Below are 23,897 nucleotides of genomic sequence, written 5' to 3' on the forward strand. Positions count from 1 at the left end.
ACGTAGAGACGGGTGCCGGGGGTTCCCGCAGGGCATGAACTTCAGGTAACCCGGCCATGTCACACATGCTCACCACACCACCGTCGCACGCTCGCACCACTCGCAGGTCAGGAGCCTGATGACGCGGCCGGGGCCCCAAGCCCCCCACGTTGTCCAAGCGCTGCGGGGGAAGGCAGGATGACCGCATGACGCACGCGATGTTGAAGGGGTCGAACGTCCCTCTCGAGGCCACGGCGGTCCGCGCCGTGCTCCGCTGGACCCCCGGGCAGGGCGTCCCCGACGTCGACGCCTCGGCGCTGCTGCTGGGCAGCGACGGCCGGGTGCGCTCCGACGAGGACTTCGTCTTCTACAACCAGCCGCGCCACCCCGCGGGCAAGGTCTGGCGGCTCGGCAAGAAGCGCGTCGCCGAAGGGCTGACCGACACGATCCAGACGGACCTGGCGGGCCTGGATCCCGCGGTGCACCGCGTGCTGCTCGCCGCGTCGGCGGAAGGCGTGGCCTTCGAGCGCGTACCCGCCCTGCGGATCCTGCTGTACGACGCCGCCGTCGCCGATGGCGAGCCGCTCGCCCACTTCGACATCACTCCGCAGACCGGCGAGGAGACGGCGCTGATCTGCGGGGAGCTCTACCGCCGTGGCGAGGGGTGGAAGTTCCGCGCGCTCGGCGAGGGGTACTCCAACGGTCTGGAGGGCCTCGCCTCCGACTTCGGCATCTCCGTGGACGACTCGGACTCCGCCTCCTCGGAGCCCTCGCCCTCGGCCTCGCTTCCGCTGCCGCCCCAGCAGCCCGCGCCGCAGCAGCCCACGGCCCCGCCCTCCACCGCCGGGCCCGCGTACGGCTACCCGCCCGTGCCGCCCCGGCATCCGGCGCCCCAGCCCGCGTACGGCTACCCTCCGGCGGCGCCCACCCAGCCCACCCCGATCGCCCAGCCCGCGCCCGTCGCACAGCCTTCGTACGGCTATCCGCAGCCGGTGACCCCGATGCCGGACCCGAACTTCCGGCTGCCCCCGCAGGGACCGCAGTTCCTGCCCCGGTAGGGGTGCGGGCGGGCGCGGGGGATTCGCGCGGCGGGCGCACGGCTCAGCCCACCTTGGACTTGTACCCCCGGCCCCACTGGAGTCCCCAGCCGTACAGCCGGTCGAGCTCGGCCTGGAATCCGTAGACGAACTTCACCTCACGGCGCACGACGAGCTCGTCCTTGACGTTCTCGACGGAGAACACCGCGCACGAGCGGGCCTGCGGCTGCCGCTCGTCCAGGTCGATCTCGATCCGCGGTCCGTTGCTGGGGTAGAGCGTGACCTTCGCGTGCGTACGGTCGAAGGCCGGCGTCTGGTCGTAGATGTAGGCGAAGACCAGGAGCCGCTTGATGGACTCGCGGTGGTCGAGGTTGATGTAGATCGTCTCGCCGGACGGCGAGCCGAACCGGTCGTCGCCGCTGAGCTTCACGTACGGCGGGGCGTTGAGGCTGCCGAAGAAGCTGCCGAGGGGCTGGACGACTCCCTTGGCGCCGTCCACCAGCTCGTACAGACAGCCGATGTCGAGGTCGACGTTGACCACGCCCTGGGTGTGCGCCTGCACCACGTCGGGCTGGAACAGCTTGAGCGGATGCCGCAGCAGGCCGCCGCGGTTGCTCGGCTTGCCGATGATGTCGGACGTGCGCATCTGCCAGGAGAGGTTGACGCGCAGATTGCCGGTGGCCGCGCCCTGCTTGGAGAGCGAGACCGTCGGGTGCCGTTTGGTCAGTTCGATGGAGTTGGTGGCGGCGCTGCCCGATTCGAAGTCCATCGAACGCCCACGCCACAGACCGTCCCAGAAGGACATTCCCGCCCCCAAGTGCCCTTGTTCCACGTACGCATACCGGTGGACCCGGCTACGGCGGCCGGTGGTGCCGGCCACGAATACCGACGGGGCGGCCATGAGGACCTCTCCTCGACGGCCGCCCCGCACAGAGCGTTCCTCACCTCGGCCGCCGTCACACTCCGGGAACCGGAATCGGACGGGGCGGCGAGGGAATCAGTCAGCGTCAGACCCCCGAGGAGACCTCGGCCTTCTCTCCCGAGCTGCCCTGTCCCTCGGCCGCCGCCATCCGCTTGTTGCGGATCACGGACGAGATGAAGGACCAGGCGATCAGGATGACGCCGACGGATCCGGTGATGACCTCGTGGATCTCGTACTGGATGGTGACCAGGAGGATCACGGCGAGGGCACCGATCGCGTAGTGCGCGCCGTGCTCCAGGTAGACGTAGTCGTCGAGGGTGCCCTGGCGGACCAGGTAGACGGTGAGGGACCGGACGTACATGGCGCCGATACCGAGGCCGAGCGCCATCAGGACGATGTCGTTCGTGATCGCGAAGGCGCCGATGACGCCGTCGAAGGAGAAGGACGCGTCCAGGACCTCGAGGTAGAGGAACATGAAGAACGCGGCCTTGCCGGCCATCACCACGGCGGGAACCTTCTTGCCGGTCCGCTTGGCCTCTTCCTCCTCCTCGTGCTCGCGCTCCTCGTCCTCCTCCAGCTTGTTCTCGAAGTAGCCGGAGAGGCCGCCCACCACGAGGTAGGTGATCAGACCTGCGATACCGGCGATGAGGACCGTCTGCGCCTTGTCCACATGGATGCCGCCGTGCTGGTGGGCGTGGGTGGCGAAGGTCATCGCGGTGATCATGAGCACGATGAGCGCGATGCAGACCGACAGCATGTCGACCTTGCCGAGCTTGGCGAGCGGGCGCTCGATCCAGCTCAGCCACTTGATGTCCCTGTCCTCGAAGATGAAGTCCAGGAAGATCATCAACAGGAACATGCCACCGAAGGCGGCGATCGACGGGTGAGCGTCGGTGACCAGCTGCTGGTACTTGTCCTTGTCGTCGAGCGCGAGGCGGACCGCCTCGATCGGGCCGATCTTGGCGCTGATGGCGACGATCACGACCGGGAAGACGAGCCGCATGCCGAAGACCGCGACCAGCACGCCGACGGTGAGGAAGATCTTCTGCCAGAAGGCATTCATCTTCTTCAGGATTCCGGCGTTGACGACCGCGTTGTCGAAGGACACCGAGATCTCGAGGATGGACAGGATCGCCACGACGCCGAAGCCCGTCCACCCCCCGTAGAGCACCGCGGCGACCAGGCCGAGCGCGGTCACCGCGAACGACCAGCCGAAGGTTTTCAGAAGCACTGGCTACCCAATCGTGTATGTACGGGCTCCCGATTAGCGGTCTCCCCCGCGCCGGTCCCCGGCTTTACGAAACGTTGACCCCGAAGTCTAGAGCGATGCCGCGCAGACCTGACGCGTACCCCTGTCCGACTGCACGGAACTTCCACTCGCCCCCGTACCGATACACCTCACCGAAGATCATCGCCGTCTCCGTGGAGGCGTCCTCGCTGAGGTCGTAGCGCGCGAGCTCCTGACCGTCCGCCTGGTTCACGACACGGATGAACGCGTTGCTGACCTGGCCGAACGTCTGCCCCCGGTTGTCCGCCTCATGGATCGAGACCGGAAAGACGATCTTGTCGCAGCCGGCCGGCACCTTGGAGAGGTCGATCAGGAGCGACTCGTCGTCGCCATCGCCCTCGCCGGTGAGGTTGTCCCCGGTGTGCTCCACGGACTCGTCGGGGCTCTTGAGGTTGTTGTAGAAGACGAACCACTCGTCGCCGAGCACCTTGCCCGCGTTGCACAGCAGTGCGCTGGCGTCGAGGTCGAAGGGGGCGCCGGTGGTGGACCGCGCGTCCCAGCCCAGTCCGACGAGGACCTGGGTGAGATTGGGTGCGGCCTTGGAGAGGGAGACGTTGCCTCCCTTGGCGAGCGTGACGCCCATGGTGATGGTCCTCCCCGAGGTGAGATGCGCAGATGTTCCCGAGGTACCGGAAACGCGGGCCCCCTGGTCACGAGGGCACGAGGTGGTGAGCGCGTCCGGCTCAGACGTTGACGCCGAAGTCCTGCGCGATGCCGCGCAGACCCGAGGCGTAGCCCTGGCCGACCGCGCGGAACTTCCACTCGGCGCCGTGGCGGTACAGCTCGCCGAAGACCATGGCGGTCTCCGTCGAGGCGTCCTCGGAGAGGTCGTACCGCGCGATCTCCGCGCCGCCCGCCTGGTTCACGACGCGGATGAACGCGTTGCGCACCTGGCCGAACGACTGCTGGCGGTTCTCCGCGTCGTAGATGGAGACCGGGAAGACGATCTTCTCCACGTCGGCGGGGACCGCGGCCAGGTCGACCTTGATCGCCTCGTCGTCGCCCTCGCCCTCACCGGTGGTGTTGTCACCGGTGTGCTCGACGGAGCCGTCGGGGCTCTTCAGGTTGTTGAAGAACACGAAGTTGCTGTCACTGCTGACCTTGCCCTCCGCGTTCGTCAGGATCGCACTGGCGTCGAGGTCGAAGTCCGTACCGGTGGTGGTGCGGACGTCCCAGCCGAGGCCGACCAGAACCGCGGTCAGGCCCGGTGCCTCCTTGCTCAGCGATACGTTGCCGCCCTTGCTGAGGCTGACTCCCACGAATCCTCCCAATTGGTGTCCAGGGGCGGGGAGCCCCAAGCGTTGCGTTGCCATCAGATCAACGTGTGGATCCTAGTGACCGGTTCCCGGCATCCCCAGGCTCTGCACCTGAAGAAACTCAGGGTGTCGTCCCCGAGGAATCTCAGGGGCGCGGGGGCGCGGACCTACAGGGTCTCCAGCGCCTTCACGTACTCGTTCAGGTCACGGGCGTCCGGCAGACCGTTGACGACGGTCCAGCGCACCACGGCCTCCTTGTCGATGATGAAGGTGCCGCGCACCGCGCACCCCTTCTCCTCGTCGAAGACGCCGTAGGCGCGGCTGACCTCGCCGTGCGGCCAGAAGTCGGAGACCAGCGGGTACTCCAGGCCCTCCTGCTCGGCGAAGACGCGCAGCGTGTGGATGGAGTCGTTGGAGACGGCAAGCAGCTGCGTGTCGTCGTTGACGAACTTCGGCAGCTCGTCGCGCAGCGCGCACAGCTCGCCGGTGCACACGCCGGTGAACGCGAACGGGTAGAAGAGCAGCACCACGTTCTTCTCGCCGCGGAAGTCCGAGAGCTTCACGGTGCGGCCGTGGTTGTCCTTCAGCTCGAATTCCGGGGCCTTGGTGCCGGTGGCGATTCCAGCGAGCGCCATGAGTACGCATCCCTTCGACGGAGCCCCTCGGGCGGGGCTGATCGGGTGACGTCCACCCTACGTCCGGCGGTCCGCGCCCCACGCGTGCGTGAGGCCCCCGCCGACAGGTGCGTCGGCGGGGGCCTCACGGTGCTTCTCCGGCTGGTGCCGCGTGGGCCGCGCGGGCCCGGCGCTTCTCTCGGCCGCTGGGACCTAGCGCTTCTTCGCGGCTCCCTTGGGGGTGATCAGCCGGCTGCCGTTCCAGTCCTTGCCGGCGTTGATGCTCTTGGTCTGGGAGAGGCCCGCGGTGGTCGACGCCTCGCCGATCTCGCTCGGCTCGACGTAGCCGTCGCGACCGGTCTTCGGAGTGAGGAGCAGGATCGAGCCGCCCTCCTCCATGTACGCGATGGCATCCACCAACGCATCAGTCAGGTCCCCGTCGTCCTCACGGAACCAGAGCACCACGGCGTCAGCCACGTCGTCGTAGTCCTCGTCGACGAGCTCTGTGCCAGTGGCCTCCTCGATGGCCTCGCGGAGCTCCTGGTCGACGTCGTCGTCGTAGCCGATCTCCTGGACCACCTGGTCGGGCTGGAAACCAAGCCTTACGGCAAGGTTCGTCTCCGCGTGGTCCGCGGTCGCGCTCACGGATTGCCTCCTGATCATGTTTTTGGGAATGCCTGTCAGCCACGCGCGTGCGCGGGGCGTTGGCCGTAGTCCACACGGGCGGGGCGGATCGCGCAAGTACCCGGCCGCCGAGACCGCCGAAACGGTGACGTTCCCGACCGTGTCGCCGCAACTGCCGCCCCACCCGTTCGAGACCGAACGGCTCTGCGAAGCGGTTAGACAGGATGGGCGTATCGTTGCGATTTGGGCCGAGCCTACCCCAGGGACGCCGGATGAACGTCTCGGTTACCTCTCGGTAGACATGACGTACGCGTCCACGCGGTACACGATGGGGAGCGGTGCACGGCCAGGCAGAACCCAGGCGAGAGCCCCGACAGCGAAGGAACAGCGTGGCTTCCGGATCCGATCGCAACCCGATCATCATTGGCGGCCTGCCGAGTCAGGTCCCGGACTTCGATCCCGAAGAGACCCAGGAGTGGCTCGACTCGCTCGACGCCGCGGTGGACGAACGCGGACGCGAGCGGGCCCGGTATCTGATGCTCCGGCTGATCGAGCGAGCGCGCGAGAAGCGCGTCGCCGTGCCCGAGATGCGCAGTACGGACTACGTCAACACGATCGCCACCAAGGACGAACCGTTCTTCCCCGGCAACGAGGAAATCGAACGCAAGGTCCTGAACGCCACCCGCTGGAACGCCGCGGTGATGGTCTCCCGCGCCCAGCGCCCCGGCATCGGCGTCGGCGGCCACATCGCCACCTTCGCCTCCTCCGCCTCCCTCTACGACGTGGGCTTCAACCACTTCTTCCGCGGCAAGGACGAGGGCGACGGCGGCGACCAGATCTTCTTCCAGGGGCACGCGTCCCCCGGTATCTACGCCCGCGCCTTCCTCCTCGACCGCCTCTCCGAGCCGCAGCTCGACGCGTTCCGCCAGGAGAAGTCCAAGGCGCCCAACGGCCTCTCCTCGTACCCCCACCCGCGCCTGATGCCGGACTTCTGGGAGTTCCCGACGGTCTCCATGGGCCTCGGCCCGCTCGGCGCGATCTTCCAGGCGCGGATGAACCGCTACATGGAGGCGCGCTCCATCGCCGACACCTCCAAGTCGCACGTCTGGGCATTCCTCGGCGACGGCGAGATGGACGAGCCCGAGTCGCTCGGCCAGCTCTCCATCGCCGCCCGTGAGGGCCTGGACAACCTCACCTTCGTCGTCAACTGCAACCTGCAGCGCCTGGACGGCCCGGTGCGCGGCAACGGCAAGATCATCCAGGAGCTGGAGTCGCAGTTCCGCGGCGCCGGCTGGAACGTCATCAAGCTGGTCTGGGACCGCAGCTGGGACCCGCTGCTCGCGCAGGACCGCGACGGCATCCTGGTCAACAAGCTGAACACGACGCCCGACGGCCAGTTCCAGACGTACGCCACGGAGACCGGCGCCTACATCCGCGACCACTTCTTCGGCGAGGACCAGCGGCTGCGCGCCATGGTCGAGAACATGACCGACGACCAGATCCTGCACCTGGGCCGCGGCGGTCACGACCACAAGAAGATCTTCGCGGCGTTCTCGGCGGCCAAGGCCCACAAGGGCCAGCCGACGGTGATCCTCGCCCAGACGGTCAAGGGCTGGACCCTCGGCCCGAACTTCGAGGGCCGCAACGCCACGCACCAGATGAAGAAGCTGACGGTCGACGACCTCAAGGGCTTCCGCGACCGCCTGCACATCCCGATCACGGACAAGCAGCTGGAGGACGGCGCCCCGCCGTACTACCACCCGGGCCGCGACTCCGAAGAGATCCAGTACATGCACGACCGGCGCAAGAGCCTGGGCGGTTACGTCCCGACCCGCGTGGTGCGCGCCGAGCCGCTGCCGCTCCCCGAGGACAAGGCGTACGCGGCCGCGAAGAAGGGCTCGGGCCAGCAGTCGATCGCCACCACCATGGCGTTCGTCCGCATCCTGAAGGACCTCATGCGGGACAAGGAGATCGGCAAGCGTTTCGTGCTGATCGCCCCCGACGAGTACCGCACCTTCGGCATGGACGCGTTCTTCCCGAGTGCGAAGATCTACAACCCGCTCGGCCAGCAGTACGAGGCCGTGGACCGCGACCTGCTCCTCGCCTACAAGGAGTCGCCGACGGGCCAGATGCTGCACGACGGCATCTCCGAGGCGGGCTGCACGGCGTCCCTCATCGCCGCGGGTTCGGCCTACGCCACGCACGGCGAGCCGCTGATCCCGGTCTACGTCTTCTACTCGATGTTCGGTTTCCAGCGCACCGGCGACCAGTTCTGGCAGATGGCCGACCAGCTCGCGCGCGGTTTCGTCCTCGGCGCCACCGCCGGCCGCACGACGCTGACCGGCGAGGGCCTGCAGCACGCGGACGGCCACTCGCAGCTGCTCGCCTCGACCAACCCGGGCTGCGTCGCCTACGACCCGGCCTTCGGCTACGAGATCGCGCACATCGTCAAGGACGGCCTGCGCCGGATGTACGGCCCCGACAGCGAGGACGTCTTCTACTACCTCACCGTCTACAACGAGCCCATCCAGCACCCGGCCGAGCCCGCCGACGTGGACGTCGAGGGCATCCTCAAGGGCATCTACCGCTTCAAGGCGGGCGAGCAGGGCGCCATCCCGGCCCAGATCATGGCGTCCGGCGTCGCGGTGCCGTGGGCGGTCGAGGCCCAGCAGATCCTCGCCTCGGAGTGGAACGTCAAGGCGGACGTCTGGTCGGCGACCTCCTGGAACGAGCTGCGCCGCGAGGCCGTGGACGTCGAGCGCCACAACCTCCTGCACCCCGAGGAGGAGCAGCGCGTCCCGTACGTCACGCGGAAGCTGTCCGGCGCCGAGGGCCCGTTCGTGGCCGTCTCCGACTGGATGCGGAGCGTGCCCGACCAGATCGCCCGCTGGGTGCCCGGCACGTACCAGTCACTCGGCGCGGACGGCTTCGGCTTCGCCGACACGCGTGGTGCGGCCCGTCGGTTCTTCCACATCGACGCGCAGTCGATCGTGGTCGGTGTGCTGACCGAACTGGCCCGTGAGGGCAAGGTCGACCGCTCCGTCCTGAAGCAGGCGATCGACCGCTACCAGCTCCTCGACGTCATGGCCGCCGACCCGGGCGCGGCCGGCGGCGACGCATAGCGGTTCCCGTTCGGTACCGGAGGGCGACGGGCTTCTCGGCCCGTCGCCCTCCGGCGTCCGTGAGAACTCCCGAAGGGAACATCTGGACGCCGGGTGACGCGGCGGGGTCGCGGTGTTGACCCCGACGGTCCCGGGCGCCGCGCGATCCGGCCGGCTCCGCGACCACCTACGGCCGCGTGAGCCGGGGCACTTGCGCGTGATGTGTCCGGAGCCCGCCCTCTTCACTCCCTGAGCCGGCTGGTTCGGGCTTCGCCTCACGAATACCCCCGTTCAGCTCTCCCAGACCTTGAACGCCCGTACGCGGTAAGGCGTTTCGGGCACCCAGGTGCCGCTTCCCGGGTAGGTGTCGAACTCGGCCGTCTCGGCGCACTCCGCCGATTGGTACACGGTGACCGGCCGACCGGTGCGATTGGCGAGAGCCGTCGCGCTGCCCCCCTCCGGCAGCGCGACGCAGCTCTCGATGTCGATGTCGGCCAGTTCGTGCACCTGGCGGACGCCCCGGAACTCCGCCCGCTGCCACAGGCAGAGCTCGCCGGGGCCGCAGCCGCGGAGTGTCGGCGGGGCGGCGGTCCCGGCGTGTGCGGCCCCGGCGTGTGTGGCCCCGGCACCTGCGAGCGGCAGGATGACCGCGGCGAGTGCGGCTGCCGTGACGGTCGTGGGCATGGTCCTACGCATCTCTTCAACCCCCGTGCGATGTGGCGCAGTTGTCCCCATGAGGCGCGGCCCGGTCGCCCGTGCCGTGCTCGTGCGGATCTTCTCCGTGAACTGTGGACCCGTCGGCCGGGCCGTCGGAAGGGGTACGAATGTGCCTCACCCTGATAGGCGAAAGCCCCCCAGGATGTCCCTGAGGGGCCTTCCCTGACCCGGCGCCACCGGGCGATGCGTGCGCCTCAGATGTGGCCCACGCCCGCGCCCGCCTCGGCGTTGACGCCGCGCTTGGTCAGGAACGCCACGAAGACGGCGGCCGCGGCGACTCCGGTGGCGACGAGGCAGGCCAGACCCATGCCCGACATGAAGGTGTCGTGCGCGACCGAGGTGATCTGGTCGGCGACCGACGGCGGGGTCTTCGGCGGGACCGGGGCCACGCCGACCTGGACGGCCTCCGCGGCCTTGTCGAGCTGGGCCTCGCTGAGCGGCGGGAGCTTCGCCCCGGCCCAGTTGTCGGGCAGATCACTGTCGACCTTCGAGGCCATGACGGCGCCGAGGACCGCGGTGCCGAGACTGCCGCCGATCTGCATCGCGGCCTGCTGCAGACCGCCGGCGACGCCGGAGAGCTCCATCGGCGCGTTGCCCACGATGACCTCGGTCGCGCCGACCATCACCGGGGCGAGGCCGAGGCCGAGGAGTGCGAACCAGATCGACATGAGGCCGCTGCCCGTGCCCGCCTCCAGCGTGGACATGCCGTACATCGCGACGGCGGTGCACAGCATGCCGCCCGCCAGCGGGATGCGCGGACCCATCTTGGTGATCATCGCGCCCGCGAGCGGCGAGCCGACGATCATCATGCCGGTGAGCGGCAGCAGGTGCAGACCGCTGTCCACGGGGCTCATGCCGTGCACGTTCTGCAAGTAGAAGGTGACGAAGAAGAGCCCGCCCATGAAGGCGATGGCCATGAGCACCATCAGGACCACACCGGCGGACAGCGGCACGGAGCGGAACAGGGCCAGCGGGACGAGCGGTTCCGCGACCTTGGACTCCCACGCCGCGAAGAGCACGAAGCTCAGCACGGAGGCGCCGATGAACGCCCAGGTCATGCCGGAGCCCCAGCCCCACTCCGGGGCCTTGATGAGGGCCCAGACCAGACAGAACATGGCCGCCGAGAGCAGCGCGATGCCTATGACGTCGAAGGACTTCGGCGCGTTCTCGGCGCGGTGGTCCTTGAGGATGACCAGGCCGAGCACCAGGGCGATGATGCCGACCGGCACGTTGATGAAGAAGACGGACTGCCAGCTGACGTGCTGGACGAGGAGGCCGCCGAGGATCGGGCCGCCGGCCGTGGAGGCGCCGATGACCATGCCCCAGATGCCGATGGCCATGTTGAGCTTCTCGGCCGGGAACGTGGCGCGCAGCAGGCCGAGCGCGGCGGGCATCAGCAGGGCGCCGAACAGGCCCTGCAGGACGCGGAAGGCGACCACCAGCGGGATGGTGTCCGAGAGGCCGATGGCTCCCGAGGCGGCGGCGAAACCGACCACGCCTATGAGGAAGGTCTGGCGGTGCCCGAAGCGGTCGCCCAGCTTGCCCGCGGTGATCAGCGCGACGGCCAGCGCCAGGAAGTAGCCGTTGGTGATCCACTGCACCTCGGCGAACGTGGCGCCGAGGTCCTTCTGGATCGCCGGGTTGGCGATCGCCACGATCGTGCCGTCCAGGGCGACCATCATCACGCCGATCGCGACGGCGAAGAGCGTCAGCCAGGGGTGACCTCGGAGCCCCTTGGCCAGGGCCGGAACGGGCAGGGGCTCCGGTCCTTTGTCCGCCGTGTCGACGGTGGTCTGACTAGTCATGCATCGAGATTAGTGACAGCGTCTGACAGTTGACAAACCATTTCACCAGTCAGTGACTGTCACCTGGCTCACAGGTATGGTGAACTGGGAAAACGGCAGGAAAGAGGGCCACGGCGTGAAGACCACGCAGCGAGTGACCGACCCCCCGGCGGTGCGGATCGAGGTCTCCGACGGCCTCTCCGCGGGGCCCGCGAGGCCGGGGCTGCGCGAGCGCAAGAAGCAGCGCACCCGGGACGCACTCCTGCGCGCGGCGCTCGAACTCTTCACGACCAAGGGATACGAGGAGACCACCGTCGACGAGATCACCGAGGCCGTCGACGTCTCCCAGCGCACGTTCTTCCGGTACTTCGCCAACAAGGAGGAAGCCGCCTTCGCGGTCCAGGAGATGGTGGAGGCACGGTTCGTCCGCGCCGTGCGCGAGCGTCCCGCCCACGAGGCCCCCCTGACGGCGCTGCGCGGCGCGGTCATCGGCGCCTGGGAGGCGATGGGCCAGTCCATCGAGGAGGTCGTCCCGGTCGAACTCCACATGCGGACCTACCAGATGATCGAGTCGACGCCCTCCCTGCTCGCCGTCCACCTGCGGCGCTCCATCGAGACGGAGGACGAGGTCACCCGCGTGATCGCGGAGCGCGAGGGGCTCGACCCGGACAGCGACCCGCGCCCGCGCGTGGCAGTGGCCGCCTTCGGCGGTGTCATGCGGGCCACGGGGCGGCTGTGGGGCGCGGGTGGCGACGCCAGCCTGGAGTCGATCCGCGAGCTCACGGAGCGCTATCTCGACCACTTGGGCCCCGCGTTGGCGGAGGACTGGCGCGCCCGCGAGCCTCGCCCGGTACCGGGGGAACCGTCCGGTCCGCAGGACGACTCCACTCGCTGAGCAACCAGCCGTACACACTGAGTGACCGTCACTTCCGCTGCGACACGTGCGACTTGCGCCTACGGAGCGTGACGGAATGATTCAATATGTGCCCGCTTTGCCTCAATTACCCGTCAAGAAACGTGATCTGCCTCACGCGATGCGCGTCAGGCATCGCGATTCTCCTAGGGTGTTCCGTAGTGACTTCCTTCGACTCCTCCCCTCAACTCAACGCCTGGCGCGCTCTGCTTGCGCTCGCCGTCGTGTTCGTCATGCTGGCGACCACCGGGTGGACCGCCGTGCGGCACAACAGAGGCGACGCATCGCCTCTGGAAGCCGCGCGCTCCGCCTGGGAGCACGGGCACATCGGCGGGCACGCGCTGCCCGACACCGACGCTCCGGCCGGCCGGCTCGCGCACTTCTTCGCCTCGCTCGACACGCAGCAGCGCAACCGCCTCGCCGCCCGCTACCCCCTCGCGGTCGGCAACATGAACGGCGCGCCCGCCACCCTGCGTTATCGCGCGAACCACATCGCTCTGGGTCAGGCCCGCAAGGTCGAGCGGGAGCGCATGCACGACAAACGCCTCTCCCCGCTGGGGCAGCAGGAGGCCGAACGCAGGATGAAGCGGTTCGGGGTCATGATGCGCCCCGGGCGGCAGGTGTTCGCCTTCGATCCCATGGGTTCGGGGCGGATGGCCGAGGTCTTCGGAGACCTCGACAAGGCCCGCCGCGTCTCGGTCGTCGTGCCGGGCGTCGACACCAACGTGCTGACGTTCGAGCGGACGTTCCGCAAGTACTCGGCGCCGGTGGGCATGGCGAAGTCGCTCTACCGCGAGGAGCGTTCGGTGAGCCCCCGCGCGCGTACCGCCGTGATCGCCTGGGCCGACTACACCGCGCCCGTCGGCATCGGCGTGGACGCGGCCACGGCCATGCGCGCCGAGGAGGGGTCCAAGCGCCTCGACTCCATGGTGCGCGGCCTGCCCGGCCGCACTCCGGTCGCGCTGTACTGCCACAGCTACGGCTCCGTGGTGTGCGGTGTGGCCGCGCGGAAGCTCCCCCCACGGGTCACCGACATCGCGGTGGCGGGCAGCCCCGGCATGCGCGCCGACTCGGCGTCGCAGCTGGGCACGGGTGCCCGGATCTGGGCCACCCGGGACGGCGACGACTGGATCCAGGATGTGCCGAACATGGAATTCGGCGGGCTCGGCCACGGCGCCGACCCGGTGGCGGCGGGCTTCGGCGCGCGCGTGCTGTCCGCGGCCGGCGCGCGGGGGCACACCGGCTATTTCGAGCCGGGCACGGAGAGCCTGCGCAACTTCGCAGAAATCGGCACCGGCGCCTACGACGGAGTGCGGTGCGCGAACGAGGACGACGCCTGCCGGAAGGGTTTTTCCGGCGCGGCAGCGGCCTGACGCGCGTAGAAATCGATGAAACAGCGGCCCGCCGCAGGAGGGACGGAGGCGCTCGTGCCGCCTACGATGAGCCGCATGGGTGACGTACTGGCCGGATTTCATGCCGCCTGGGAGTTCCAGTCCGACTCCGTGCTCATCCGCTTCGAACGGGGGATCCGCACGCCGAAGCTCTTCCAGGCTCTCGGCGAGCGGCGCATCCCCCACGAGGCGATCGCAGCGGTGACGCTCTCCCCCGGGAGACGCGGGACCGTGGTCCTGCATGCCGTGCCGAAGCCGGGCGCCGATCCTCTGATGGAGGCCGCGGCGGGCCAGCTCAAGGAAGGCTGCGACCCGTACCGCCTCGTGCTGCCCGCCGAGCGGGAGACGCTCGCCGAGTACTACGCGGACGAGCTGCGGGCGGAGATCTCCTCGGACGGGGACGACGGCGGACCGGCCGAGCGCTATCTGGTGGCGGCGCCCGAGGCGCCCCTGCAGTTCAAGGCATACGACGGCAAGGCGTCCTTCGACGGCAAGACGGTCTCCTTCCGGTGGTTCTGGACGGGTGCCTCGTCGGCGAAGTGGAAGGCAGGCGACCAGAGCTTCCTCGTCACCGATCTGAGCGGCATCGAGTGGCGCTCCCCGGAGGTCTTCGAGGGCCATCTGCGGCTGCTGCGCCGCGAGAGCCCCGTGGCGCAGCCGGGGCAGGCCGACCAGGATCCGGCGGCCGTGGTGTTCGGCCTCGGCTACGGCCCGGTCCACGAGTCGCTGCCGTTCGCCGCGTCGGTCCTCGCCGCCGTGCGGGCCTCGGGGCCGGGCCCGGCCCTGAGCTCCGGCGGTGTCGGTACGAGCGTGTCCGCGGCACCGGCCGTGCGGCGCGATCCGGCGGACATCGCGGACCGCATCAGGCATCTGGGCGAGCTGCACCAGGCGGGCCTGCTCACGGACGCCGAGTTCACGATGAAGAAGGCCGAGCTGCTCGCGGAGCTCTGAACCGTGCCGCCCGCGGGCTACTCACGGCCCGCCGAGGTGCCGGCCCCGGGTCCGTCGGTGCCGAGCCGTACCTTCGCCCTCTCCGCGTCCGTCATCGTCAGGGCCTCTCCGACACCTTGCGGGCGCCCGCATACGTGTCGATCTTGTAGTCGAGGACGGCGAGGGTGTCCTGCAGCTCCGCGATGCGGCTGCGGACGTCGCGCCGGGTCCGTTCAAGGAGTTCCTGGCGCTCGGGGAAGGTGTGCTGTCCCTCGCGGACCAGCTCCGCGTAGCGGACCATGTCCGCTACGGGCATCCCGGTCAGGCGCAGCTTGCCGACCAGGGCGAGCCAGTCGAGGTCGCGGTTGCGGTAGCGGCGCTGGCCCGTATGGGAGCGGTCGATGTGCGGCATCAGGCCGATCCGCTCGTACCACCGCAGCGTGTAGGCGCTCAGTCCGGTGTGGGCCGCGACCTCGCTGATCGTGTAGTGGTCCTGGCCATCCGGACTCGGGGGCCCCGCCGGCACCGTGGCACAGGCTTCGGCCCCGGCTGTGGGTCCGGCTGCGGTTCCGCCCTGCGCGGTCCTGGTCTCCATCACCGTCATGCCCCTCACGCTAAAACCCTGGAGTGCACTCCAGGCAAGCGGATCAAGGAGAAATTCGGAAGACGTCCCGGCTCGTGGTCACTACGGTCCCGGTCGGCGGCGCAGGGGGCATGCGCGGGCGTGCATGGAGGTGCTGCTCGACTGGTTCCGTGAGCGCGGGTCGGGCAGCGTGGACCTCAACGCGTCAGCCGAGGCGGAGCCGCTGTACGCCTCGCTCGGCTTCGTGCGCAAGCCGGACCCCTCGATGCGGCTGAACCTGGAGGGCGCTTAGTCTCGTGGGCATGCAGAGCCTGGCGTTGATCGAGAACTGGCCGGTCCCCACCGCGGCCGCCGCCGTCGTCCGCGCGGACGGCACGTCGCTCGGGTCCCACGGCCCCACGGACCGGCGTTTCGCCCTCGCCTCGGTCACCAAACTCCTCGCGGCCTACGCCGCCCTCGTCGCGTACGAGGAAGGGGCGATCGAGCTGGACGAGCCCGCCGGGCCCGAGGGCTCGACGGTGCGCCACCTGCTCGCGCACACCAGCGGGCTCGCGTTCGACGAGCACCGGGTGACGTCGGCGCCGGGCACCCGGCGGCTCTACTCGAACGCGGGGTTCGAGGTGCTCGGCGACCACATCGCCAAGGCGACGGACATCCCCTTCGGCGAGTACCTGCGCCAGGCCGTCCTCGTACCGCTGGGGATGACGTCCACCGCGCTCGAAGGTGAGCTCTCGCCCGCCAAGGACGGGGTGTCGACCGTCGACGACCTGGTGCGGTTCGCGGCGGAGGTGCAGGCTCCGCGGCTGCTCGACGCGCGGACCGTGGCGGCGGCGATGACCGTGACGTACCCGGGGCTGAAGGGCGTGCTGCCGGGGTACGGACACCAGAACCCGAACGACTGGGGGCTCGGTTTCGAGATCCGCGACTCCAAGTCGCCGCACTGGACGGGGAGTTCGTCCTCGCCGCGGACGTTCGGGCACTTCGGACAGGCGGGGACGTTCCTGTGGGTCGACCCGGACGCGGGCGTGGCGTGCGTCGCGCTCACCGACCGGCCCTTCGGGCCGTGGGCCGCCGAGGTGTGGCCCCCGTTCACCGACGCGGTGCTCGCCGAGGTGCGCGGCTAGGCACCCCTAACGCCGCCCGGCACGCACGCTGAGCCGACCGGGGGCATGACACAGGCCCCTAAGGGGCGCTCGCCATCTCCCAGATCAGCACTTCCGCGGCGTCCGGCGCCACCGCTTCCAGGCCCGCCTCCCCGCTGATCCGCGCCGAGTCCCCCGGGCCCAGCCGGTCCTCGGCCAGCGCCAGTTCACCGCGCACCACATGGACGAACACGAACGGCGCGTCCGGGAGCCCCAGCCGCTCCCCCGCCGCCGGGCGCCGCACGTGCAGCAGCGCCCCCGCGCCGGGTACCGCGTACGGGGTGGAGTCGGCGATGCCGTGGACCACCTCGTAGGACGGGTCGCCGCCCGGGGTGAGGGGGGCCAGCCACATCTGGACGAAGACGAGGGGCGCCGGGCCGTCGTTGCGTTCGATGTGGCGGACCCCGCCCGCGGCAGACAGGTGCTGCACGTCGCCGGGGCGCACCAGCGACTCGTGCCCCGTCGAATCGCGGTGGGTCAGCTCGCCCTCGACGACCCAGGTCACGATCTCGGTGTGGCTGTGCGGGTGTTCGTCGAAGCCCGCGCCGGGCGCGAGGCGCTCTTCGTTGCAGGCCAGGACGGCGCCGAAGCGGAGGTTGTCGGGGTCGTAGTGGGGGCCGAAGGAGAAGGCATGGCGGGACTCGATGCCGGCCGCGGTCTCCCCGCCGCGGTACCGGTCGCCGGAGCGCCGTACGTCAATCACACACCCCACGGTAGGGCCTGTGCGGGCCCCTGCACCGCACGTCCCCGCCCCGATAAGGCAGTCTTGTCCCGTGCCCGAACCCTCAGCGAACGAAGCCCACCAGGAGTCCCACCGGGAATCCGGTCAGGACTCCCGCCGGACCGCCCAGGCCCACGCCGCGACCCTGAAGCGTCTGGAGAAGTCGTCCGGGAGCCTCGCGGCGCAGGCCATCGCGCGGATGGACGAAACGCTGTCCTGGTACCGGGCGATGCCGCCGGAGAACCGGTCCTGGATCGGTCTGGTCGCCCAGGCCGGCATCGCCGCGTTCACCGAGTGGTTCCGGCACCCGGACGCGCCCCAGGCCATCTCCACCGACGTCTTCGGCACCGCGCCCCGCGAGCTGACCAGGGCGATCACCCTGCGCCAGACGGTGGAGATGGTGCGTACGACGATCGAGGTGATGGAGTCCGCCATCGACGAGGTGGCCGCGCCCGGCGACGAGTCGGTGCTCAGGGAGGCCCTCCTCGTCTACTCCCGCGAGATCGCCTTCGCCACCGCGCAGGTGTACGCCCAGGCCGCCGAGGCACGCGGTGCCTGGGACGCCCGCCTGGAGTCGCTGGTCGTCAACGCGGTGCTGTCCGGGGAGGCCGACGAGGGGGCCGTCTCCCGCGCCGCCGCCCTCGGCTGGAACTCCCCCGACCACGTCTGCGTGGTCCTCGGCACCGCACCCGACGGCGACAGCGAGCTCACCGTCGAGGCCATCCGCCGCGCCGCCCGGCACGCGAAGCTGCAGGTCCTGACCGGTGTCCTCGGGGACCGTCTGGTCGTCATCGCGGGCGGCAACGACAATCCCCTGCACGTGGCGAAGTCGCTGATCGGGCCGTACGCCGCCGGGCCCGTGGTGGCCGGACCGATCGTCCCGGACCTGCTCGCCGCCACCCGCTCCGCGCAGGCCGCGGCCGCCGGACTCAAGGCCTCCGCGGCCTGGCAGGACGCCCCGCGGCCCGTCCTCGCCGACGATCTGCTGCCGGAGCGCGCGATGGCCGGGGACCCGGCGGCCCGCGACCAGCTGGTGGAGGAGATCTACAGACCGCTGGAGGAAGCGGGCTCCGCGCTCCTGGAGACGCTCAGCGTCTACCTGGAACAGGCGAGCAGCCTCGAAGGCGCGGCCCGGATGCTCTTCGTCCACCCCAATACCGTGCGCTACCGGCTCCGACGTGTGACTGACGTCACCGGCTGGTCGCCTTCCGATGTGCGCTCCGCTTTCACGCTGCGTATCGCGCTCATCCTGGGCCGTCTGGCCGACGCCGATCCTCAGTCATAAGGTTTTGTCGGGACTCTACAATTCCCTCAGCTGTTCTTCGTCCCTGTCCCCACGGGCGGCTCCCGCCGTCCACAAGAGAGAGTGTAAGAGTGCTCGTACTCGTCGCTCCCGGCCAAGGCGCTCAGACGCCCGGCTTCCTGACCCCCTGGCTCGACCTCCCCGGCGCCGCTGACCGCCTCGCCGCCTGGTCCGACGCCATCGGGCTCGACCTCGCCCACTACGGCACCCAGGCCGACGCGGACGCGATCCGCGACACCGCCGTGGCCCAGCCGCTGCTCGTGGCCGCCGGTCTGCTCTCCGCCCAGGCACTCGGTGACATCACGCCGGGAGCCGTCGCCGGACACAGCGTCGGCGAGATCACCGCCGCCGCGTACGCCGGTGTGATCGGCGAGGACGCCGCACTCGGCTTCGTCCGCACGCGCGGCCTGGCGATGGCCGATGCCGCCGCCGTCACGGAGACCGGCATGGCGGCGCTGCTCGGCGGCGCCCCCGAGGTCACCGTGCCGCACCTGGAGAAGCTCGGCCTGACCCCGGCGAACGTGAACGGCGCCGGCCAGATCGTCGCAGCGGGCACCCTGGAGCAGCTGGCCGCCCTGCAGGAGGACAAGCCCGAGGGCGTCCGCAAGGTCGTCGCCCTCAAGGTCGCGGGCGCGTTCCACACCGAGCACATGGCGCCCGCGGTGGCCGCGCTGGAGGAGGCCGCCAAGGGCCTCACGGTCGCCGACCCGCGCTTGACCTACGTCTCCAACCGGGACGGCGAGCCGGTCGCCGACGGCACCGAAGTGATCGCCCGCCTGGTCGGCCAGGTCGCCAACCCGGTCCGCTGGGACCTGTGCATGGAGACCTTCAAGGAGATGGGCGTGACGGCGCTGATCGAGGTGTGCCCCGGTGGCACGCTGACCGGTCTCGCCAAGCGCGCCCTGCCGGGCGTCAAGACGCTCGCGGTGAAGACCCCCGATGACCTCGACGCGGCCCGTGCGCTCGTCGCCGAGCATTCCTAGCCGAAGCGACAAGGAGCCGTAGCGCATGTCGAAGATCAAGGCCGGCCAGGGCCACCCGTACGCACGGATCATGGGTGTCGGCGGCTACCGTCCCACGCGCGTCGTACCGAACGAGGTGATCCTGGAGACGATCGACTCGTCCGACGAATGGATCCGCTCCCGCTCCGGCATCGCGACCCGCCACTGGGCCTCCGACGAGGAGACCGTGGCCGCGATGTCCGTGGAGGCGGCGGGCAAGGCGATCGCCGACGCCGGCATCAGGCCCGAGCAGATCGGGGCCGTGGTCGTCTCCACCGTCTCGCACTTCAAGCAGACCCCGGCCATCGCGACCGAGATCGCGGACAAGATCGGCGCGGGCAGGCCCGCCGCGTTCGACATCTCCGCGGGCTGCGCCGGATTCGGTTACGGGCTTACCCTCGCCAAGGGCATGGTCGTCGAGGGCTCCGCCGAGTACGTGCTCGTCATCGGCGTGGAGCGGCTCAGCGACCTCACCGACCTGAGCGACCGCGCGACGGCGTTCCTGTTCGGCGACGGCGCGGGCGCCGTGATCGTCGGCCCCTCCAAGGAGCCCAGGATCGGTCCGACGGTCTGGGGCTCGGAGGGCGACAAGGCCGAGACGATCAAGCAGACCGAGAGCTGGGAGGCGTACCGCAACGGCACGCCCGACAAGTTCCCTGCCATTACGCAGGAAGGCCAGGCGGTCTTCCGCTGGGCCGTGTTCGAGATGGCGAAGGTCGCCCAGCAGGCGCTGGACGCGGCCGGAATCACCGCGGACGACCTGGATGTCTTCATTCCGCACCAGGCCAACGAGCGGATCATCGACTCGATGGTGAAGACTCTGAAACTGCCGGAACACGTCACGGTCGCCCGTGACGTGCGCACCACAGGCAACACCTCGGCCGCCTCGATCCCGCTCGCAATGGAGCGGCTCCTGGCGACCGGCGAGGCGAAGAGCGGCGACACCGCGCTGGTCATCGGCTTCGGGGCGGGTCTCGTGTACGCCGCCACGGTCGTTACCCTCCCCTAGGCATCACGTCCGGATCATCCGATCCGGACCGCTGCACCGACCCGCCGCTGCCGCGGCGGGTGCACCACCTCCCCCGGATACACAAGAAGGAGCGCCGACATGGCCGCCACTCAGGAAGAGATCGTCGCCGGTCTCGCGGAGATCGTGAACGAGATCGCCGGCATCCCGGTCGAGGACGTCCAGCTGGACAAGTCCTTCACCGACGACCTGGACGTCGACTCGCTGTCCATGGTCGAGGTCGTCGTCGCCGCCGAAGAGCGCTTCGACGTCAAGATCCCCGACGACGACGTCAAGAACCTCAAGACGGTCGGCGACGCGACGAAGTACATCCTCGAGCACCAGAACTGACCGAGCTCGAGCTCAGTCGCCACCCGGCGGTGGCGCCGTTGATCCCCTCAACACCGTGGAGAAATTTCCTGTGAACTCGACCAATCGCACCGTGGTCGTCACCGGTATCGGCGCAACCACACCGCTGGGTGGCGACGCCGCGTCGACGTGGGAGGGCCTGCTCGCGGGCCGCTCCGGCGTCAGCGCGCTGGAGCAGGACTGGGCAGCCGAGCTGCCCGTCCGCATCGCCGGTCAGATCGCCGTGGAACCGGGCGAGGTCATCCCCCGCCCGCAGGCCCGCAAGCTGGACCGGTCGGCGCAGTTCGCGCTGATCGCGGCCAAGGAGGCCTGGGCGGACGCCGGCTACACCGCCAAGGCGGGCGAGGACACCTCGGTGGACCCGCACCGCCTCGGCGCGGTCATCGCCTCCGGCATCGGCGGCGTGACCACGCTTCTGGACCAGTACGACGTGCTCAAGGAGAAGGGCGTACGCCGCGTCTCCCCGCACACCGTGCCGATGCTGATGCCCAACTCCCCGGCGGCCAACGTCGGCATCGAGCTGGGCGCCCACGCGGGCGTCCACACCCCGGTGTCGGCCTGCGCCTCGGGCGCCGAGGCCATCGGCTACGCGATCGAGATGATCCGCACCGGCCGCGCCGACGTCGTCGTCGCGGGCGGCACGGAGGCGGCGATCCACCCGCTGCCGATCGTCGCGTTCGGCAACATGATGGCGATGTCCAAGAACAACGACGACCCGCAGGGCGCCTCGCGTCCCTACGACGCCGACCGCAACGGCTTCGTGCTCGGCGAGGGCGCCGGCGTGATCGTCCTCGAGTCCGAGGAGCACGCCAAGGCCCGCGGCGCGAAGATCTACGCGGAGGCCGTCGGCCAGGGCATCTCGGCCGACGCCCACCACATCACGCAGCCCGAGCCGTCCGGCAACGGCATCGCCGCGGCGCTGCAGAACCTGATCGACACCACCGACCTCAAGCCCGCCGAGATCGTGCACGTGAACGCGCACGCGACCTCGACGCCGCAGGGTGACGTGGCCGAGATCAAGGCGCTGCGCAAGGCGTTCGGCGACGACGTGGACCACATGGCGATCGCCAGCACCAAGTCGATGACGGGTCACCTGCTCGGCGGCGCGGGCGGCGTGGAGACCGTGGCCACGGTCCTCGCGCTGAAGCACCGCATCGCCCCGCCGACGATCAACATCGAGAACCTCGACCCCGAGGTGGACGCCGACGTCATCCGTGACACGGCGCGTCCGCTGCCCGAGGGCAGGATCGCGGCGCTGAACGACTCGTTCGGCTTCGGCGGTCACAACGTCGTGCTGGCGTTCCGCTCCGTCTGACCCGGCTGTACGTACGCGAAGGGGCCCCACCGCTCGGTGGGGCCCCTTCCCGTTCTGCTTCTGTCACACCACCTGGTGCAGCCAGCGCACGGGCGCGCCCTCGCCCGCGTACCGGAAGGGCTCCAGCTCGTCGTCCCAGGGCTTGCCGAGGAGCTTGGCGAGCTCGGCCTCCAGCTCGCTCTCGCCCCGCTGTGAGCGGGCCAGCGCGGCACGGAGCCGGTCCTCGGGGATCAGGATGTCGCCGTGGATGCCGGTGACGGCGTGGTAGATGCCGAGCTCGGGCGTGGCGCTGTACCGCTCGCCCTCGGCGCTCGCGCAGGGCTCCGCCGTCACCTCGAAGCGCAGCAGGTCCCAGCCGCGCAGGGCGGAGGCGAGCTTGGAGGCCGTGCCCACCGAGCCCTGCCAGGAGAATTCGGATCTCCAGGTGCCCGGCGCCGCGGGCTGCCTGATCCAGTCGAGGCTCACGCGCGCGCCGAGCACGCCCGCGACGGCCCACTCGACGTGTGGGCACAGCGCGCGCGGAGCGGAGTGCACGTACAGAACTCCACGTGTCGTCACCGGGACCTCCAGTGTGGGTCGAGGTTCGCCTTCCCCAGCGGCCTCGCGCCCGTGCCGAACAGTTTTCCCCAAATACTAGATAAACCTGGGAAAAGGGGACAGATGTGACGTGATGTAATTTAGCGGAACCAGTGCGGTGGTGCGCCACCGGGTGGACCACCCGCCCTGTCGCCGCCGTGACAGCAGTGGCCCGGCGGCTACGGGCCGAGGCTACCGTGCGGCGGCGCAAGGAGTGTGACGTACCGTCGGTCCGAAGGCCAGGAAACTCCGACCTTTCACCCGGCGGGGCGCAACCCCGGCCGCGCGCACGACGTCACGTTGAACGACAGAGGGGAGCAGGGATGCAGAGCCGCAGGCACCGCTCGCGCGCCGTGGCCGCTCTCGCGACGGCGGCCCTTCTGTGCGGCGGGGCGCTCACCGCGTGCGACGCGCAGGGGGACGACTCCCCGGCGTCGGGCGGTCCACCGGCCCACGGCAAGCCGTCCCCCACGCCCACCCCCGTCTGGGACACCTCGCCCCGCTCCCTTGCCGCGGTCGGCGACTCCATCACCCGTGGCTTCGACGCCTGCTCGGTGCTCTCCGACTGCCCCGAGGCGTCCTGGGCGACCGGCACCGACGCCGAGGTCGACAGCCTGGCGACGCGGCTGCTCGGGAAGGCGCGGGCCGGTTCGCACAGTTGGAACCACGCGAAGACCGGCGCCCGGATGGCGGATCTGACCGGCCAGATCGAACAGGCCGCCGCCGAACGGCCCGAGCTGGTGACCGTGATGACGGGAGCCAACGACGCCTGCCGCCCGTCGGTCGCCTCGATGACGCCGGTCCCGCGATTCCGCGCCGACTTCCAGGAGGCGATGCGCACGCTCCGCCGCGAGCTGCCGAAGGCCCAGGTGTACGTGGCGTCCGTGCCGGACCTGAAGCGGCTCTGGTCCCAGGGGCGGACCAATCCGCTGGGCAAGCAGGTGTGGAAGCTGGGCATCTGCGCCTCGATGCTGGCCGACCCGGACGATCTGAACACCGAGGCGACCGAGCGGCGCGCGGCGGTGCGGGAGCGCGTGGTCGCGTACAACGAGGTGCTCGAAGACGTGTGCGACAAGGACCGGCGGTGCCGGTACGACGGCGGGGCGGTCTTCGACTACCGCTTCGACGGCGACCAGTTGAGCCACTGGGACTGGTTCCACCCCAGCAAGAACGGGCAGTCGCGGCTGGCCGAGATCGCCTACCGGCAGGTGACGTCGAGGAAGCCCGTGGCCTAGATGAGTAGTTCCGATGTGGCTCAGTGGTCGTAGGCGATCAGTGAGCGGGTGATGGGTGCGCCGATGGTGCGGTTGTGCCAGATCGCGCAG

General features: G+C 70.0%; 23 protein-coding genes and 1 pseudogene. 13 read left to right on the top strand and 11 right to left on the bottom strand.

Annotated features, from left to right (window positions below):
* Positions 1–185: 185 nt before the first annotated feature.
* Entirely contained in the window at positions 186–1,037 is an 852-nt protein-coding gene (locus ACFVYL_RS35370; RefSeq protein ID WP_389723564.1) for a TerD family protein, read from the top strand.
* A gap of 43 nt (positions 1,038–1,080) precedes the next feature.
* Here the strand turns inward: ACFVYL_RS35370 and ACFVYL_RS35375 are convergent, their stop codons facing one another.
* The 6 genes from ACFVYL_RS35375 to ACFVYL_RS35400 all read right to left on the bottom strand — a co-directional run bounded on the left by ACFVYL_RS35375 (position 1,081) and on the right by ACFVYL_RS35400 (position 5,741).
* Positions 1,081–1,821: a Tellurium resistance gene (locus ACFVYL_RS35375; RefSeq protein WP_389723617.1), complete on the bottom strand. Its 741-nt coding sequence runs from the start codon at positions 1,819–1,821 to the stop codon at positions 1,081–1,083.
* Positions 1,822–2,023: 202 nt separating this feature from the next.
* Positions 2,024–3,169 carry a DUF475 domain-containing protein gene (locus ACFVYL_RS35380; RefSeq protein ID WP_389723567.1) on the bottom strand — a complete coding sequence of 382 codons (1,146 nt, stop codon included), beginning with the start codon at positions 3,167–3,169 and terminating at the stop codon, positions 2,024–2,026.
* Between the two features lie 64 nt (positions 3,170–3,233).
* The gene (locus ACFVYL_RS35385; RefSeq protein WP_389723570.1) at positions 3,234–3,809 is read right to left on the bottom strand and encodes a TerD family protein; all 576 of its coding nucleotides are present in this window, start codon (positions 3,807–3,809) and stop codon (positions 3,234–3,236) included.
* A 100-nt stretch (positions 3,810–3,909) separates the two neighbouring features.
* Positions 3,910–4,485 (bottom strand): TerD family protein, encoded by a 576-nt coding sequence (locus ACFVYL_RS35390; RefSeq protein WP_389723573.1) that lies wholly within the window; start codon positions 4,483–4,485, stop codon positions 3,910–3,912.
* Positions 4,486–4,649: 164 nt separating this feature from the next.
* Entirely contained in the window at positions 4,650–5,117 is a 468-nt protein-coding gene (locus ACFVYL_RS35395) for a peroxiredoxin (protein ID WP_389723576.1), read from the bottom strand.
* Positions 5,118–5,309: 192 nt separating this feature from the next.
* Positions 5,310–5,741, bottom strand: coding sequence for a DUF3052 domain-containing protein (locus ACFVYL_RS35400; RefSeq protein ID WP_389723579.1), 432 nt, complete (start codon positions 5,739–5,741; stop codon positions 5,310–5,312).
* Positions 5,742–6,109: 368 nt separating this feature from the next.
* On the opposite strand from ACFVYL_RS35400, the gene aceE reads away from it, so the two are divergent.
* On the top strand, positions 6,110–8,842 hold the full coding sequence (aceE, locus tag ACFVYL_RS35405; RefSeq protein WP_389723582.1) for a pyruvate dehydrogenase (acetyl-transferring), homodimeric type: 2,733 nt from the start codon (positions 6,110–6,112) through the stop codon (positions 8,840–8,842).
* Between the two features lie 270 nt (positions 8,843–9,112).
* On the opposite strand, the gene ACFVYL_RS35410 is transcribed toward aceE, so the two are convergent.
* Positions 9,113–9,505, bottom strand: a complete 393-nt coding sequence (locus tag ACFVYL_RS35410; RefSeq protein ID WP_389723585.1) for a peptidase inhibitor family I36 protein — start codon at positions 9,503–9,505, stop codon at positions 9,113–9,115.
* Between the two features lie 227 nt (positions 9,506–9,732).
* On the bottom strand, positions 9,733–11,220 hold the full coding sequence (locus ACFVYL_RS35415) for an MFS transporter (RefSeq protein ID WP_389723620.1): 1,488 nt from the start codon (positions 11,218–11,220) through the stop codon (positions 9,733–9,735).
* A gap of 325 nt (positions 11,221–11,545) precedes the next feature.
* Between ACFVYL_RS35415 and ACFVYL_RS35420 the strand changes: the two genes are divergently transcribed.
* From ACFVYL_RS35420 to ACFVYL_RS35430, 3 genes are all read left to right on the top strand, one after another.
* The gene (locus ACFVYL_RS35420) at positions 11,546–12,217 is read left to right on the top strand and encodes a TetR/AcrR family transcriptional regulator (protein WP_389723623.1); all 672 of its coding nucleotides are present in this window, start codon (positions 11,546–11,548) and stop codon (positions 12,215–12,217) included.
* A 179-nt stretch (positions 12,218–12,396) separates the two neighbouring features.
* Positions 12,397–13,608 (top strand): alpha/beta hydrolase, encoded by a 1,212-nt coding sequence (locus tag ACFVYL_RS35425; protein WP_389723588.1) that lies wholly within the window; start codon positions 12,397–12,399, stop codon positions 13,606–13,608.
* A 66-nt stretch (positions 13,609–13,674) separates the two neighbouring features.
* Positions 13,675–14,577 (top strand): DUF4429 domain-containing protein, encoded by a 903-nt coding sequence (locus ACFVYL_RS35430; RefSeq protein WP_389723626.1) that lies wholly within the window; start codon positions 13,675–13,677, stop codon positions 14,575–14,577.
* Between the two features lie 97 nt (positions 14,578–14,674).
* On the opposite strand, the gene ACFVYL_RS35435 is transcribed toward ACFVYL_RS35430, so the two are convergent.
* Positions 14,675–15,160 carry a MerR family transcriptional regulator gene (locus ACFVYL_RS35435; protein WP_389723591.1) on the bottom strand — a complete coding sequence of 162 codons (486 nt, stop codon included), beginning with the start codon at positions 15,158–15,160 and terminating at the stop codon, positions 14,675–14,677.
* A gap of 88 nt (positions 15,161–15,248) precedes the next feature.
* On the opposite strand from ACFVYL_RS35435, the pseudogene ACFVYL_RS35440 reads away from it, so the two are divergent.
* Both ACFVYL_RS35440 and ACFVYL_RS35445 read left to right on the top strand, forming a co-directional pair.
* Positions 15,249–15,431, top strand: a pseudogene (locus tag ACFVYL_RS35440) (GNAT family N-acetyltransferase); the annotation flags it as partial.
* A gap of 4 nt (positions 15,432–15,435) precedes the next feature.
* Positions 15,436–16,263: a serine hydrolase domain-containing protein gene (locus ACFVYL_RS35445; RefSeq protein WP_389723594.1), complete on the top strand. Its 828-nt coding sequence runs from the start codon at positions 15,436–15,438 to the stop codon at positions 16,261–16,263.
* A gap of 58 nt (positions 16,264–16,321) precedes the next feature.
* On the opposite strand, the gene ACFVYL_RS35450 is transcribed toward ACFVYL_RS35445, so the two are convergent.
* The gene (locus ACFVYL_RS35450) at positions 16,322–16,984 is read right to left on the bottom strand and encodes a pirin family protein (RefSeq protein ID WP_389723597.1); all 663 of its coding nucleotides are present in this window, start codon (positions 16,982–16,984) and stop codon (positions 16,322–16,324) included.
* Positions 16,985–17,054: 70 nt separating this feature from the next.
* Here ACFVYL_RS35450 and ACFVYL_RS35455 point away from each other — a divergent pair, with 70 nt between their 5' ends.
* From ACFVYL_RS35455 to fabF, 5 genes are all read left to right on the top strand, one after another.
* On the top strand, positions 17,055–18,287 hold the full coding sequence (locus tag ACFVYL_RS35455) for a PucR family transcriptional regulator (RefSeq protein ID WP_389723600.1): 1,233 nt from the start codon (positions 17,055–17,057) through the stop codon (positions 18,285–18,287).
* Between the two features lie 89 nt (positions 18,288–18,376).
* Positions 18,377–19,288, top strand: coding sequence for an ACP S-malonyltransferase (locus tag ACFVYL_RS35460; protein WP_389723603.1), 912 nt, complete (start codon positions 18,377–18,379; stop codon positions 19,286–19,288).
* A 25-nt stretch (positions 19,289–19,313) separates the two neighbouring features.
* Entirely contained in the window at positions 19,314–20,315 is a 1,002-nt protein-coding gene (locus tag ACFVYL_RS35465) for a ketoacyl-ACP synthase III (RefSeq protein WP_389723606.1), read from the top strand.
* Positions 20,316–20,414: 99 nt separating this feature from the next.
* Positions 20,415–20,663: an acyl carrier protein gene (locus ACFVYL_RS35470; protein WP_030777934.1), complete on the top strand. Its 249-nt coding sequence runs from the start codon at positions 20,415–20,417 to the stop codon at positions 20,661–20,663.
* A gap of 70 nt (positions 20,664–20,733) precedes the next feature.
* Positions 20,734–21,996, top strand: coding sequence for a beta-ketoacyl-ACP synthase II (gene fabF / locus ACFVYL_RS35475; RefSeq protein WP_389723608.1), 1,263 nt, complete (start codon positions 20,734–20,736; stop codon positions 21,994–21,996).
* Positions 21,997–22,059: 63 nt separating this feature from the next.
* Here the strand turns inward: fabF and ACFVYL_RS35480 are convergent, their stop codons facing one another.
* Positions 22,060–22,554 carry a DUF3145 domain-containing protein gene (locus tag ACFVYL_RS35480; protein WP_389723611.1) on the bottom strand — a complete coding sequence of 165 codons (495 nt, stop codon included), beginning with the start codon at positions 22,552–22,554 and terminating at the stop codon, positions 22,060–22,062.
* A 341-nt stretch (positions 22,555–22,895) separates the two neighbouring features.
* Between ACFVYL_RS35480 and ACFVYL_RS35485 the strand changes: the two genes are divergently transcribed.
* Positions 22,896–23,807, top strand: a complete 912-nt coding sequence (locus ACFVYL_RS35485; protein WP_389723614.1) for an SGNH/GDSL hydrolase family protein — start codon at positions 22,896–22,898, stop codon at positions 23,805–23,807.
* Positions 23,808–23,897: the final 90 nt, after the last annotated feature.

This window comes from Streptomyces sp. NPDC058308 (assembly GCF_042880275.1).
Lineage (GTDB): Bacteria > Actinomycetota > Actinomycetes > Streptomycetales > Streptomycetaceae > Streptomyces.